Origin of the sequence: Amycolatopsis echigonensis, assembly GCF_002846615.1 — a bacterium.
Lineage (GTDB): Bacteria > Actinomycetota > Actinomycetes > Mycobacteriales > Pseudonocardiaceae > Amycolatopsis > Amycolatopsis echigonensis.
Map to the genome: position 1 here is coordinate 2,232,495 of NZ_PJMY01000003.1, position 12,234 is coordinate 2,244,728.

The window sequence follows — 12,234 nt, forward strand, 5'->3', positions numbered from 1 at the left end:
GGCCCCCAGGCCGGGCGAATCGGGAGGGAAGAAACCGGCTCCCCGGCGATCTCGGCGCCCCGGCGGAGCCGGGGCAATCAAACACAGCCGGGGCAATCAAACACAGCCGGGGCAATCAAACACAGCCGGGGCAATCACATACGGTACTGCTGTCCGTTGAACCCGTCGGCCACCGTCGCCGCCAGTTCCAGCAGCGCCAGCCGCGTGTCCCCGCCGAGGCGTTCCAGCTCGATCTCCGCGCCCTCTTCCAGGTGCGCGTCGAACGGGATCCGGCACACCGCGCGCACCTTCGCGCCGAAGTGTGCGGCCAGCTTGTCCAGGTCGACCGAACTGCCCTTCGGGCGCACCGAGTTGATCACCACGACCGAGCGTTTCACCAGGTCGCCGTAGCCGTGCGCCTCCAGCCAGTCCAGCGTCGCCGAGGCGCTGCGGGCTCCGTCGACCGAACCGGAGGACACCACGACCAGCGAATCGGCGACGTCGAGGACACCCTTCATCGCCGAGTGCATCAGACCGGTGCCGCAGTCGGTGAGCACGATGTTGTAGAAGTGCTCCAGCAGGTTCACCGTGCGCCGGTAGTCGTTCTCGGAGAACGCCTCCGACACGGCTGGATCCTGTTCGCTGGCAAGGATTTCCAGCCGGCTCGAGCCCTGCGACGTGTAGGACCGGACGTCGCTGTAGCGCGTGATCTTGTCCGCGTCCCGCAGCAGGTGGCGGACGGTCGCGGTGGTCTCGATGGCGATCTTCTGCGACAGCGTCCCGCGGTCCGGGTTCGCGTCCACCGCCACCACGCGGTCGCCGCGCAGGGACGCGAAGGTCGCGCCGAGCGTGGTCGTGGTCGTGGTCTTGCCGACGCCGCCCTTGAGGCTCAGCATCGCGATCTTGTAGCACCCGCGCAGCGGCTGGTTGACGCGCGCGATCAGCTCGCGCCGCCGCGTGTCCGCGGGGCTCTCCCCCGGGTTGATCAGCTTGCCGCTGCCCAGGTACACCGCCTTGCGCCAGCCCGACTGCGGCGTCCGCTTCTGCTGTTTCACCAGGTGTGCCGTGGCCAGCTCGTCCGCGCTGGACGCGGGCTGCGGAAGCCCCTGCGCGTTCGCTGGGGGAACCGCCCCCGGAGCAGGAACCGGCGTGCCAGCCGGGGCTGCGGGCGGCTGCTGGTACCCGCCCGGCGCGGCGTGCTGCGGATGCTGCTGCGCCGGAGGCTGCAATGGCGGCAGATTCTGGTCGTAGTGCGGCTGGTAACCGCCCGGCTGCGGCAGCGGCTGGTACGCCCCCTGCGGCGGCGGCTCGACGACCTGCGTCGGCTGCGCGTCGTACGGTCCGGTGCCGGGATGCGGCGTCGAATCGGTCCGTTCCTCGGAGAACATGGCAGCCGGTTCCTGGGCCTGCTCGGACTGCTGTTCGCCGGCAGTCTCTTCACTGGGTCCGGTCACCGTTGCCAACCTCCCGGGTACATCGAAGGGCCCCTGACAACGACGGTAGTCGCCCGAGGCCCGGTCCGGGTGGCGGACCCCCGGCTAGCTCACCCCTGCGTAGGAATGCAGTCCGACGGTCACCAGGTTGACGAAGAACAGGTTGAAGATCGTCACCGAGAACCCGACGATGTTGATCACCGCCGCGCGCGTGCCGCGCCAGCCCGCGGTGGCGCGGGAGTGCAGGTACGCCGCGTAGACGACCCACGCGATGAACGCGACGGTCTCCTTCGGGTCCCAGCCCCAGAACCGGCCCCACGCGGCCTCGGCCCACACCGCACCGCACAGCACGCCGAAGGTGAAGATCGGGAACGCCACGATCGTGGCGCGGTAGGCGATCCGGTCGAGCACGTCGGCGGCGGGCAGCTTCGGGCCGAAACCGGCGAACTTGGCCGGGTTGCGGTCGTGCGCGGTGCGGAAGAGGTACAGCACGCTCGCCACGCCCGGCACCAGGAAGACGCCGGAGCCGATGATCGCGGCGGACACGTGGATGTAGAGCCAGTAGGACTGCAGCGCGGGCACGACCGGCGCGGCCACCGTGTACAGCAGCGTGCCGTTGATGAACATCAGGATCACGACGGGCAGCAGCAGGAAGCCGGTGAGGTGGCGGACCGGGAACTTCTTGATCACCACGAGCCAGGCGACGACGGTGATGAAGGTGACCGCCATGCCGTACTCGTACATGTTGCCCCACGGCGCGCGGTGCACCGCGAGTCCGCGCAGCACGATCGCCGACAGCTGCAGCAGCGCGCCCAGGACGAGCAGCGCCGCGCCCATCCGGCCGATCCGCTCGGGGCGGCCGATCGTGCGCGGAGCCTCGGGCTCGGCCGGTGCGTCGCCGTCCTCGATCGCGGCCGAGTCGGAGTCCGGCCCGCCCGCGCCGACCAGCACGCGCTGCCTGCTGCGCTCGGCGGCGAGACGGCCCTTGGCCCCGAACGCCTGCTCGAAGAGCGTGAACAGCAGCGCCAGCACGTAAATCGCCACTGTCGTCGTGTACAGCAGGTCGCTGTACTGCGAGAAAGTCTCGTTGATTTCCATGCCTCAGCTGCCCTTCCGGCCCGTGACCAGCCGTTCGCTGATCCGCTGGAATTCCTCGCCGTATCCGGCTTGATCCGTGCGCGCGAGCCCCGCGACCTCGATCACGGTACTCGCGCCCTCGTCCTTGCCCGGCCGCACCCGCACCCACACGCGACGCCGCTTGACCAGCAGCGACGCCCCGAGTCCGGCGAACATCACGATCGCGAAGCCGAGCACGTAGCCCTGCGTCGGATCGTGCGAGACCTGCAGGTTGACCCATTTGTTGACGCCGTCGAAGCGCACCTTGGTGCCGTCGTCGAGCGTCAGTTCCTGGCCGACCGCGAGGTTCTTGCGGGCGACCCGCTTCAGCCGGCCGTCCTCGACGCGGGACTGGTCGACCGAGAACACCGACTGGCCGCGGCCCGCGTCGAGACCGAGGTCGCCGCGCAGCACGTCGACCGCGACCATCGGGTTGTTCAGCTGCGGCCCGGTCGAGGTGAGGACGCCGCCGTGGATGAACGAGGACGGCGCGAACAGCCCGGTGATCGCGAGCTGCTTGGTGCGCCGCTGGACCTCGTCGGTGACGCCGGGCTGGTCGAACTTCGTCGCGCCCTCGGACAGCATCGTCGACGGGTCGGTGAACATCCACTGGGTGTTCTGGGTGCGCTTCTCGCCGTTCGGGAAGGTCACCGTGAACTGCGGCGAATACCCGTTGCCGAGCAGGTAAACCCGGTCGCCGGCGGTGCGCAGCGGCTCGTTGACCTCGAGGTCGTACGGCTTCCAGGTACCGGTCTGCAGGTCCTCGCCGGACTGGTACTCGATGTGCGAGTGGTAGTAGTCCGCCTGGTTGGTGGCGGTGTAGCGGGCGGTGAAGTCGTTGACCTTCACGCAGAACGGGTCGAGGTCGGTGCCGTCGATGCGCAGCCCGGCCTCGAACGAGTCGTAGTTGTAGATGCCCGAGTTGCAGAACTGGCCGCCGTTGGCCTGCACGATGACCTGGCCCTCGTAGCTGTAGAGCTTGCCGAGGGCGAAGAAGATGATCAGGCCGAGCATGCCGAAATGGAAGAGCAGGTTGCCGGTCTCGCGCAGGTAACCGCGTTCGGCCGAGACGCTGAACCCGCCGCCGTCCTCCTCGCGCTCGATGCGCCGCCAGCCGGACAGCTGCTTGCGCACGTCCTCGCGGATCGTCTCCGGCGTGCGCGCGGTGCGGGCGATCCGGTGGTGCGGCATGCGCGCGAGGTTGCGCGGCGTCAGCACCGGCTTCGCCCGCATCTGCTTGAGGTACTCGAAGCTGCGCGGCGTGAGGCAGCCGACCAGCGAGATCATCAGCAGCAGGTAGATCGCGGAGAACCAGACGCTGGAGTAGACGTCGTAGAACTCCAGCTTGTCGAGCAGCGAACCCCACCAGCCGTGCGCGCTGATGTACTGGTCGACCTTCGGCGCGTTCAGCCGCCGCTGCGGCAGCAGCGCGCCGGGCAGCGCGGCGAGCGCCAGCAGGAACAGCAGCACCAGCGCGGTGCGCATGGAGGTCAGGCCGCGCCAGGTGTTGCGCAGGAAAGCCAGGACCTGCCTGGCCGGCGACGGCCGGTACGGCTGCGGGTTCTTCGGGGGCGCTTCGGTAGTGGTCACAACGGCAGCTCGAGATCGGAGGCGACGGAGTTGCGGAGCCAGCCCATGACGTCCCCCCACAGCCCGGTGACCAGCAGGATGCCGACCAGCATCAGCAGCGCCCCGCCGAAGATCTGCACGCGGCGGCCGTTGCGGCGGAGCCAGTCGGTGGCGCGCACGGCCCAGCGCGCGCCGAGCGCGATCAGCAGGAACGGGACGCCGAGGCCGAGGCAGTAGACGAGCACCAGCACGTACCCGCGGATCGCGGCCCCGCCGGTGGCGCTGGCGAGACTGGTGACGGCCGAGAGCGTCGGCCCGATGCACGGCGTCCAGCCGAGTCCGAACACCGCGCCGAGCACCGGCGCGCCCCACAGGCCGCCGCCGGGCACGTGGTGCGAGCGGACCTCGCGCTGCAGCCCCGGGATCCAGCCGAGGAAGACCAGGCTCATGAGGATGGTGAGGATGCCGCCGATGCGCTGCAGCAGATCCTCGTTGACCAGCAAGGTGTTCGCGAGCCAGACCAGCGTGCCCATGGTCGCGACGAACACCACGGTGAACCCGAGCACGAAAAGCCCCGCCGCGCCGAGGACGGCGTAGCGGCCCTTCTTGCGTTCCTCGCCGTCGCGCACCGCCGGGGCGTCCGCGCCGACGAGAGCCGCGAGGTAGGCGAGGTACCCGGGCACGAGCGGCACCACGCACGGCGACGCGAACGAGATGGCCCCGGCGACCAGCGCGACACCCGCGGCGAGCAGCAGCGGCCCGGAGAGCGCCAGCTCGGACACGGAGTTCACGCACTTGAGAGTAGGCAGTGAGCTGGACGTGAGGCGGGCGGGGCCCGCTCACAGGACCTACGCCACAGCGGGGCCGGGACCTTGGTCCCGGGTCACTTCTCGGCGCTGAGCCGCTGCACCACCGGAACCAGGTCTGAAGCCAGCACCTGCCGCAGGAACACCGCCGCGACCCGGTGCTGTTTGTCGAGCACCAGCGTCGACGGGATGATGTTGCGCGGATATCCGGACAGCTGCAGCAGCACGCGTCCGGACGGGTCCCAGATCGACGGGTACGTCAGGCCGCGGTCGCGCACGAAGTCCTGTGCCACGTCGCGCGCCGGGTCGCGCACGTCGAGCCCGATCACCTGCGCGCCGAGCGGGGCGATCTGCTTGCTCACGGTCTCCAGCTCGGGCGCTTCGGCCCGGCACGGGCCGCACCACTGGCCCCACAGGTTGATCACCAGCGCCTTGCCGGGGAAGTCCGCGAGCGAGAGCTGTTTGCCCTCGTGCATCAGGTCGTCGCCGGCCAGCGTCGGCACCTGCTGGCGCTCGTTCAGCGGGTACGTGATGTCGACCTTGCCGCCGGGCGAGACGAAGGTGAAGGTGCCGCCCGAGACGACCGCGTCCTTGCCGGTCGAGCAGCCCGTCACGACCAGCGCGGCGGCCAGCAGCACTCCGAGCAGCCGCCGTTTCATGCGCCGGTCACCTTGGGGTCCGTGGTGCCCGCGGGTTCGCTGTAGACGATCTCCAGCAGCTGTTCGCCGTCGAACACCAGGCTGGTGAGCGACGCGAGGGAGCACTGCCGCTGCCGCGGGTCGTGCCACAGCCGCTTCGCTTCGAGGAACCGGCGAAGCGTCCAGATCGGGAGCTGGTGCGACACGCACAGCGCTTCGCGCCCTTCGGCCTGTACGCGGGCACGGTGGACCGCGCCGAGCATGCGGTGTGCGATCTCGACGTACGGCTCGCCCCATGACGGCTTGAACGGATTCACCAGGTGCGGCCACGCTTTCGGCTGCCGCAGCGCGCCGTCGCCTACCGCCACGCGCTGGCCTTCGAAGACGTTCCCCGCTTCGATGAGACCGTCGTCGGTGGCGATGTCGAGACGGTGCGCGCCCGCGATAGGCGCTGCGGTCTCCTGCGCGCGCTGAAGCGGCGAAGCGACGACGTACGCGAGGTCGTGTCCGGCGAGGGCCTCCGCGACCGTAAGCGCCTGACGCTGTCCACGCTCCGACAGGCGGTAGTTGGGCAGCCGCCCGTAGAGGATCTTCTCCGGGTTGTGGACCTCACCGTGCCGCAGCATGTGCACGACGGTCGTCATGGGCGGACCGCCTCAGCCGCCGCGCGCGCCGCCGCCGGCAACGCGGCCTCGATGACACCGAACGCTTCGTCGTCCATCGCGGCGTTCACGAACCAGGCCTCGTACGCGCTCGGCGGCGGGTACACGCCCGCTTCGAGCAGCGCGTGGAAGAACGCCGGGAAGCGCCACGTCTCGGTGGCCTGCGCGTCCGCGTAGTTGCGTACGGGCTTGTCGGTGAAGAAGACGCTCACCAGGTTGCCCGCGAACTGCACTGTGTGCGTGACGCCCGCTTCGCTGAGCGCCTTGTCGAAGAGCCCGCCGAGACGCTTCGCGTTGGCGTCGAGCTTCTCGTACACAGCGTCGTCGGCTTCGCGCAGCGCGGTGAGACCCGCGGCGACCGCGACCGGGTTACCGGACAACGTGCCCGCCTGATAGACGGGACCGCCGGGCGCGAGCTTCGCCATGATGTCCGCGCGGCCGCCGAACGCCGCGGCGGGCAGCCCGCCGGACATCACCTTGCCGAACGTGTAGAGGTCGCCGGCCACGCCTTCGAGGCCGAACCAGCCGGCGCGCGAAACGCGGAAGCCGGTCATCACCTCGTCCATGATCAGCAGCGCGCCGTTCTCGTGCGCGAGGTCACGCAGCGCGGCGTTGAAACCGGGGTCCGGCGGCACCGCGCCCATGTTGCCCGCGGCCGCTTCGGTGATCACCGCGGCGATCTGGCCTTCGTTTTCCGCGAAGGACTTCCGGAGCGCGCCAAGATCGTTGTACGGCAAGACAATCGTGTCCGCGGCCTGCGCGCCGGTGACGCCCGGCGAAGTCGGCAGGCCGAGCGTCGCGACGCCGGAACCCGCTTCGGCGAGCAGCGCGTCGACGTGGCCGTGGTAGCACCCGGCGAACTTCACGATCTTGGCGCGGCCGGTGAAACCGCGAGCCAGCCGGATGGCGCTCATCGTGGCTTCGGTGCCGGAGTTGACCAGCCGGACCTGCTCGACCGGGCCGACCCGGCCGATGATCTCCTCGGCCAGTTCGACCTCGCCGATCGTCGGCGTGCCGAAGGACAGCCCGTGCTCCGCGGCCGCGCGGGCGGCGGCCACCACCTTCGGGTGCGCGTGCCCGAGGATCATCGGGCCCCACGAGGAGACGAGGTCGACGTAGCGGTTGCCGTCGGCGTCCCACAGATACGGGCCCTCGCCGCGGACCATGAACCGCGGCGTGCCGCCGACCGAGTTGAAGGCGCGCACCGGCGAGTTCACCCCGCCCGGAACGGCCGCCTTGGCGCGTGCGAACCATGCTTTGGACTGCTCGGTGCCAGTGCTCACCGTCCCAGTCTTGCAAATCCTCCGTTCGGGTGTCGGTGGCGCCCAAGCTGCCACCCGTTTGCCACCCGGCGCACCGGCCCGACCGCTCTTAGGATGGGCGCCCATGGACGGGGCGAGCCATGGAGGAGACGTGACGGCGCCCACACATCGCCGGAACCCGTGGCTGATGCTCGCGGTGTTCTTCGGGCTGGTCGGCGTCATCGCGCTGGTCGGCGCGCTGGCCGCGACGACCGCACCGGACGCCTACAACCGCTACGTGCTGCCGGCGTGGGCCCCGCCCTCGTCCCTGTTCAGTCCGGTGTGGACAGTGCTGTACCTCGTGCTCGCCGTCGCCGGCTGGAGTTATTGGCGCACCGACGGCGAGAACCAGGGCTTCGCCGCGTACGGCATCGGCCTGCTGTTCAACCTGATGTGGATCTCGCTGTTCTTCGCGGGCGGTTCCACGCAGGTCGCGTGCGTGGACATCGTGCTGCTCGATTTCACCGTGATGGTGACGATCGCGCTGTTCTACCGCCGGTCCCGCATCGCCGCGCTGCTGCTCGTGCCGTATCTGGCGTGGCTGCTCTACACGACCGCGCTGAACGTGGCGATCATCGCGCTCAACGACGTCCCCTAACGGCCCGGCTGCGCCACGATCGCCTGTGCGGCCACCGATCCGTCCGATCCGGTGCGGCCCTGGACGGTCACCGTCTGGCCCGGCTTGAGGTCGCTGAGCTTGCCCGGCTGCGTCACCCCGACCGTCGTGCTGTCCGAAGTGGACACTTTGACTTCGCTGCCCTGCACGGTCTTCAGCGTGACCGTGCTGCCGTCGACCTTCTCCACGGTGCCGATCGTGCCGCGACCGCCTGCCGTGCGTCCGCCGAAGCCGGTCCCCTGTTGTCCGGCTGTCGAATCAGGACGGGCACTGGAAGTACTGCTCGACGGACCGAACGCCGCGTGCGTCCACGCGCCGCCGGCGAACGCCAGCGCCAGCACGAGCAGCCCGGCGAGCACGAGGGTCGGCTTGCCGAACGGCCGCGCGACCTGCTTCAGCTCAGTCGTGAGATCGCCTTGGACGGCGGGTTCGGCGATGAGGTCTTCCGGACGCTGCGCGGCCGGCTCCTCCGGCGGGGTCGGAATGGGCTGGGTGGTCGACGCGGACATGGGGCTCCTACTCGTGCCGGAGGGCGTCGATCGGCCGCAGCCGCGAAGCCCGGTTCGCCGGGAAACTGCCGAAGAAAAGCCCGATCAGGGCGGACACCGCGAACGCGAGCGCGATCGACGACGGCACCACGACCGGCTGGATGCCCGCGACGCTGAACCGGCTGCCGACCACGCCGATCAGCACGCCGAGCAGTCCGCCGAACAGGCTCAACATGGTCGCCTCGGCGAGGAACTGGCCGAGGATCGCCGAGCGCGGCGCGCCGATCGCCTTGCGGATGCCGATTTCGCGGATCCGCTCGGTGACCGTGACGAGCATGATGTTCGTGACGCCGATCCCGCCGACCAGCAGCGAGATCGCCGCGACCGCGCCGAGCAGCACGGTGAACGTCTGGATCGCCGACGTGCGGGTCTGCAGCAGCTGCGCGGAGTTCTGGATCTGGAAGTCCGGATTGGCCGAGGCCTGGATGCCGTGCCGGGCGTCGAGGATCGCGGTGACCTCGGCCTGCGCCAGCCCGATCGAATCGGCCGTGGTCGCCTGCACCGCGATCTGGTTCAGCCCGCCGTAGCCGGCGAGCGAGTTCTGCACCGCGCTGATCGGGGCGATCGCGACGTCGTCGGCGTTCTGCAGCCCGGTGCTGCCCTTCGTCTGCAGCACGCCGATCACGGTGAACTGGATGCTGTTGATCAGCACGTTCTTGCCGACCGGTTCGGCGGTGCCGAAGATCGACTGCGCCGTCGTCGGCCCGAGCACCACGACCTTGCGCGCCTGCGTCACGTCCTCGGCACCGAACAGCTGGCCGTCGGCGATCTGCCGGTTCGTGGTGGTGAAGTAGCTGGGTTCGGTGCCGACGACGCTCGACACGTCGTAGGACGTCTGCCCGTAGGTCGCGGTCCCGCTGGTGTTCACCACCGGAGCCGCCGCCTTGACGTCCGGCGCGCCCACCGGGTCGACCAGTGCGTGCGCGTCCTGCACGGTGAGCGGCCGGACCTGGCTGGTCTGCCCGCCGCCGCGGAGCGGAGACACGTTGACCACGTCGGTGCCGAGGCCCTGGATGCTCGCGGTGATCGCCGCCGAAGCGCCGTTTCCCACTGCCACCAGCAAGATCACCGATGCGACGCCGATGGTGATGCCGAGCGTGGTGAGCACCGAACGCAGTTTGTTCGAGGCGAGCCCGCGCACCGCGAACCGCATGATCTCGAGGAAGTTCACGCGACCACCCCGGTGCGGACCTCGTCCGACACGATCCGCCCGTCGCTGACTCGCACGACGCGGCGGGCGTGGTGCGCGACCTCGTCCTCGTGCGTGATCACCACGACCGTGCGGCCGAGCGCGTTGAGCCGGTCGAAGACGCCGAGGACGTCGACCGTGCTTGCGTGGTCGAGGTTTCCGGTCGGTTCGTCGGCGAGCAGCAATGCCGGTCCGCCGACCAGCGCCCGCGCCACCGCGACGCGCTGCTGCTGTCCGCCGGACAGTTCGTTCGGCAGATGCTTGGCCCGGTCGGTCAGCCCGACCATCTCCAGCGCGGCGAGCGCGCGGCGTCGCCGTTCCCCTCGCTTGAGTCCGCTGTAGACCATCGGCAATTCCACATTGGACAACGCGCTGGTGCGCGGCACGAGGTTGAAGGACTGGAAGATGAAGCCGATCTTTCGGTTGCGCAGCAAGGCAAGCTGCCGTTCGTTGAGATCGGCGACCGAGAATCCGTCCAGCAGGTACCGGCCCGAGGTCGGGGTGTCGAGGCAGCCGAGCATGTTCAGCAGCGTCGATTTCCCGGACCCGGACGCGCCCATGATCGCCACGTACTCGCCCGGCCACACCCGCAGGTCGACCCCGCGCAGCGCGTGCACGGCGGTTTCCCCGCTGCCGTAAGTCTTGCGCAGTCCGGAGACCGCGATCACCGGCTTCATCCCCGGCCCCCGCCGCCGACGCCGCTCTGGCGTCCGCCGCCGAATCCGCCCTGCTGACCGCCGCCGAACCCGCCGAGACCGCCGGTGCCACCGGTTCGCTGCTGGCCATTGGAGCCGCTCGACGTCGTCGGCGACGCCGCGGTGAGGACCACGCTGTCGCCCTCTTGCAGCCCGGACTTGATCTCCACAGTGGACTCTCCGCGCACCCCGACCTCGACCTGCCGCGACACCGGCTGCCCGTTCTGTTCCACCGTGACCACGTTCGTCGTCCCGCTGGTCCGCACCGCCGCGGCCGGAACGCTGAGCACATTGTCGGCTTCCGCGACGGTGATCACGACGCTCGCCGACTGCCCGGGCCGCAACCCAGACGGCGGATTCGACAACGCCAGTTTCGCGCCGTAACTGACGACATTGCTGCTCGTGGTCGGCGTGAGATCAATGCTGGAAACGGTCGCCTGCAACGGTTGATCCGGTGTCGCGTTCAGCGCCACCGTGGCTTTCTGACCGGTTTTCACCTTGCTCACGTCAATTTCCGCCACCGAAGTATTGACGACGAGATTGCCCATGTCGGTGATGTCGATAAAACCGGTGCTGCTGCTCGTGGTGCTGTTACCGGAGGACGACTGCTGGCCGGACTGGCCGCCGGAACCGGAATTCGAGGAAGACGCGCCCGCTGAACTGTTGCTGGAACCGGATCCGCTGCCCGTTTGCTGCCCGACCGTCCCGTTGATCGCGGTGACCGTTCCCGCACCCGGTGCGGTCAACGTCGTCGCGGCCAGCGCCGATTCCGCGTTGTCGACGTCCAGCTGCGCTTGATCCACTTTGGCCTGAAGCGACGCGGTGCTGCTCTGCGCCTGTGCCGCGGTCTGGTTCGCCGGCGGGTTGTCCTCCGCGTTCGTGAGGTTGTCCTCGGCTACCGCGAGATTGTCCTTGGCGACCTGAAGTTGTTTGCTCGCCTGGGAAGAGTCGATCGTGGCGAGCTTCCGGCCGGCGCTGACGACGTCGCCGACCTTCACGTCGATGCTCGTCACCTTGCCGGACGTCGTGAAGTTCGCGACGCCGGTGTACGTGCTCGCGATCGTGCCCGCCGCCGACACGGTCTGGGAAACGTTCGCGCGGCGGACCGGCGTGGTCCGGGTTTGTGCGGACGCCGTGGAGCTAGCCGGAGAAAATGCCTGGTAAATCCCGAAAGCCGCGCCGCCGAGCAGCACGACAAGGACTCCGTTGACCACCCAGGTTCGTGTGCGCAGCCGCGTCATGGGCGCAAGACTGCGGGCCCTGCTTAGCAGTCAGCTGTTGGTTCCCTGTGGGCCAGCTGTGTAATTCAGTCCTTTTTCTTTTTGTGCCGGGCACGCACCGCGAGCAGCAATTGGCGGAACGCGTCCACCACCAGCACCGCGGACAGCGTGCCGAGCCCGAGCGCCCCGGCGATGTGCCCGCCGAAGTAGCGCTGCGACGCCAATCGCGTGCCGTCGCCCGCGGTGGTGACGACCGTGACGACCCCGGCGTGCCACAGCGCGAACGCCGCCCAGAGCACCAATCCGGCCACCACGACCTCGCCGAGCGCGACGAACGCGCGCCACGGCTGGTTGAGTTTCGCCTCGGGCTGCTTTTCCTCCGGCGGCCAAAGCCCGGCTCCGGTCGGCTGGGGTAGGTCGATCACGGGGTCCAGCATTTCAGGTTCACCGTCGTTCCGCGTC

At 69.4% G+C, this 12,234-nt stretch carries 13 protein-coding genes; 1 reads left to right on the top strand and 12 read right to left on the bottom strand.

What is annotated here, in order from left to right; all coding sequences use genetic code 11:
- Positions 1–134: 134 nt before the first annotated feature.
- The 7 genes from ATK30_RS15175 to hemL form a co-directional block, all read right to left on the bottom strand.
- Positions 135–1,433: a MinD/ParA family ATP-binding protein gene (locus ATK30_RS15175; RefSeq protein ID WP_101436147.1), complete on the bottom strand. Its 1,299-nt coding sequence runs from the start codon at positions 1,431–1,433 to the stop codon at positions 135–137.
- 84 nt (positions 1,434–1,517) lie between these two features.
- Positions 1,518–2,510, bottom strand: coding sequence for a c-type cytochrome biogenesis protein CcsB (gene ccsB, locus ATK30_RS15180; RefSeq protein WP_101436148.1), 993 nt, complete (start codon positions 2,508–2,510; stop codon positions 1,518–1,520).
- Positions 2,511–2,513: 3 nt separating this feature from the next.
- Positions 2,514–4,118 carry a cytochrome c biogenesis protein ResB gene (resB, locus tag ATK30_RS15185; RefSeq protein ID WP_101436149.1) on the bottom strand — a complete coding sequence of 535 codons (1,605 nt, stop codon included), beginning with the start codon at positions 4,116–4,118 and terminating at the stop codon, positions 2,514–2,516.
- A complete protein-coding gene (locus ATK30_RS15190) occupies positions 4,115–4,888 on the bottom strand; it encodes a cytochrome c biogenesis CcdA family protein (RefSeq protein ID WP_101436150.1) in 774 nt (257 codons plus the stop codon). The genes resB and ATK30_RS15190 overlap by 4 nt, the downstream gene beginning before the upstream one ends.
- A 92-nt stretch (positions 4,889–4,980) precedes the next feature.
- On the bottom strand, positions 4,981–5,562 hold the full coding sequence (locus tag ATK30_RS15195) for a TlpA family protein disulfide reductase (protein WP_101436151.1): 582 nt from the start codon (positions 5,560–5,562) through the stop codon (positions 4,981–4,983).
- Positions 5,559–6,185 carry a histidine phosphatase family protein gene (locus tag ATK30_RS15200; RefSeq protein WP_101436152.1) on the bottom strand — a complete coding sequence of 209 codons (627 nt, stop codon included), beginning with the start codon at positions 6,183–6,185 and terminating at the stop codon, positions 5,559–5,561. The genes ATK30_RS15195 and ATK30_RS15200 overlap by 4 nt, the downstream gene beginning before the upstream one ends.
- Positions 6,182–7,486 (bottom strand): glutamate-1-semialdehyde 2,1-aminomutase, encoded by a 1,305-nt coding sequence (hemL, locus tag ATK30_RS15205; RefSeq protein ID WP_101436153.1) that lies wholly within the window; start codon positions 7,484–7,486, stop codon positions 6,182–6,184. Before hemL ends, ATK30_RS15200 begins: the two co-directional genes overlap by 4 nt.
- 130 nt (positions 7,487–7,616) lie before the next feature.
- Between hemL and ATK30_RS15210 the strand changes: the two genes are divergently transcribed.
- Positions 7,617–8,102 (top strand): TspO/MBR family protein, encoded by a 486-nt coding sequence (locus ATK30_RS15210; RefSeq protein ID WP_376772252.1) that lies wholly within the window; start codon positions 7,617–7,619, stop codon positions 8,100–8,102.
- On the opposite strand, the gene ATK30_RS15215 is transcribed toward ATK30_RS15210, so the two are convergent.
- From ATK30_RS15215 to ATK30_RS15235, 5 genes are all read right to left on the bottom strand, one after another.
- Positions 8,099–8,629, bottom strand: a complete 531-nt coding sequence (locus ATK30_RS15215; RefSeq protein WP_101436155.1) for a DUF5666 domain-containing protein — start codon at positions 8,627–8,629, stop codon at positions 8,099–8,101. The two genes, ATK30_RS15210 and ATK30_RS15215, sit on opposite strands and share 4 nt — an antisense overlap.
- A 7-nt stretch (positions 8,630–8,636) precedes the next feature.
- Entirely contained in the window at positions 8,637–9,839 is a 1,203-nt protein-coding gene (locus ATK30_RS15220; protein ID WP_101436156.1) for an ABC transporter permease, read from the bottom strand.
- Positions 9,836–10,534 (bottom strand): ABC transporter ATP-binding protein, encoded by a 699-nt coding sequence (locus ATK30_RS15225; RefSeq protein WP_101436157.1) that lies wholly within the window; start codon positions 10,532–10,534, stop codon positions 9,836–9,838. Before ATK30_RS15225 ends, ATK30_RS15220 begins: the two co-directional genes overlap by 4 nt.
- Positions 10,531–11,793, bottom strand: a complete 1,263-nt coding sequence (locus ATK30_RS15230) for an efflux RND transporter periplasmic adaptor subunit (protein ID WP_101436158.1) — start codon at positions 11,791–11,793, stop codon at positions 10,531–10,533. The genes ATK30_RS15225 and ATK30_RS15230 overlap by 4 nt, the downstream gene beginning before the upstream one ends.
- Positions 11,794–11,858: 65 nt before the next feature.
- On the bottom strand, positions 11,859–12,209 hold the full coding sequence (locus ATK30_RS15235) for a hypothetical protein (protein ID WP_101436159.1): 351 nt from the start codon (positions 12,207–12,209) through the stop codon (positions 11,859–11,861).
- Positions 12,210–12,234: the final 25 nt, after the last annotated feature.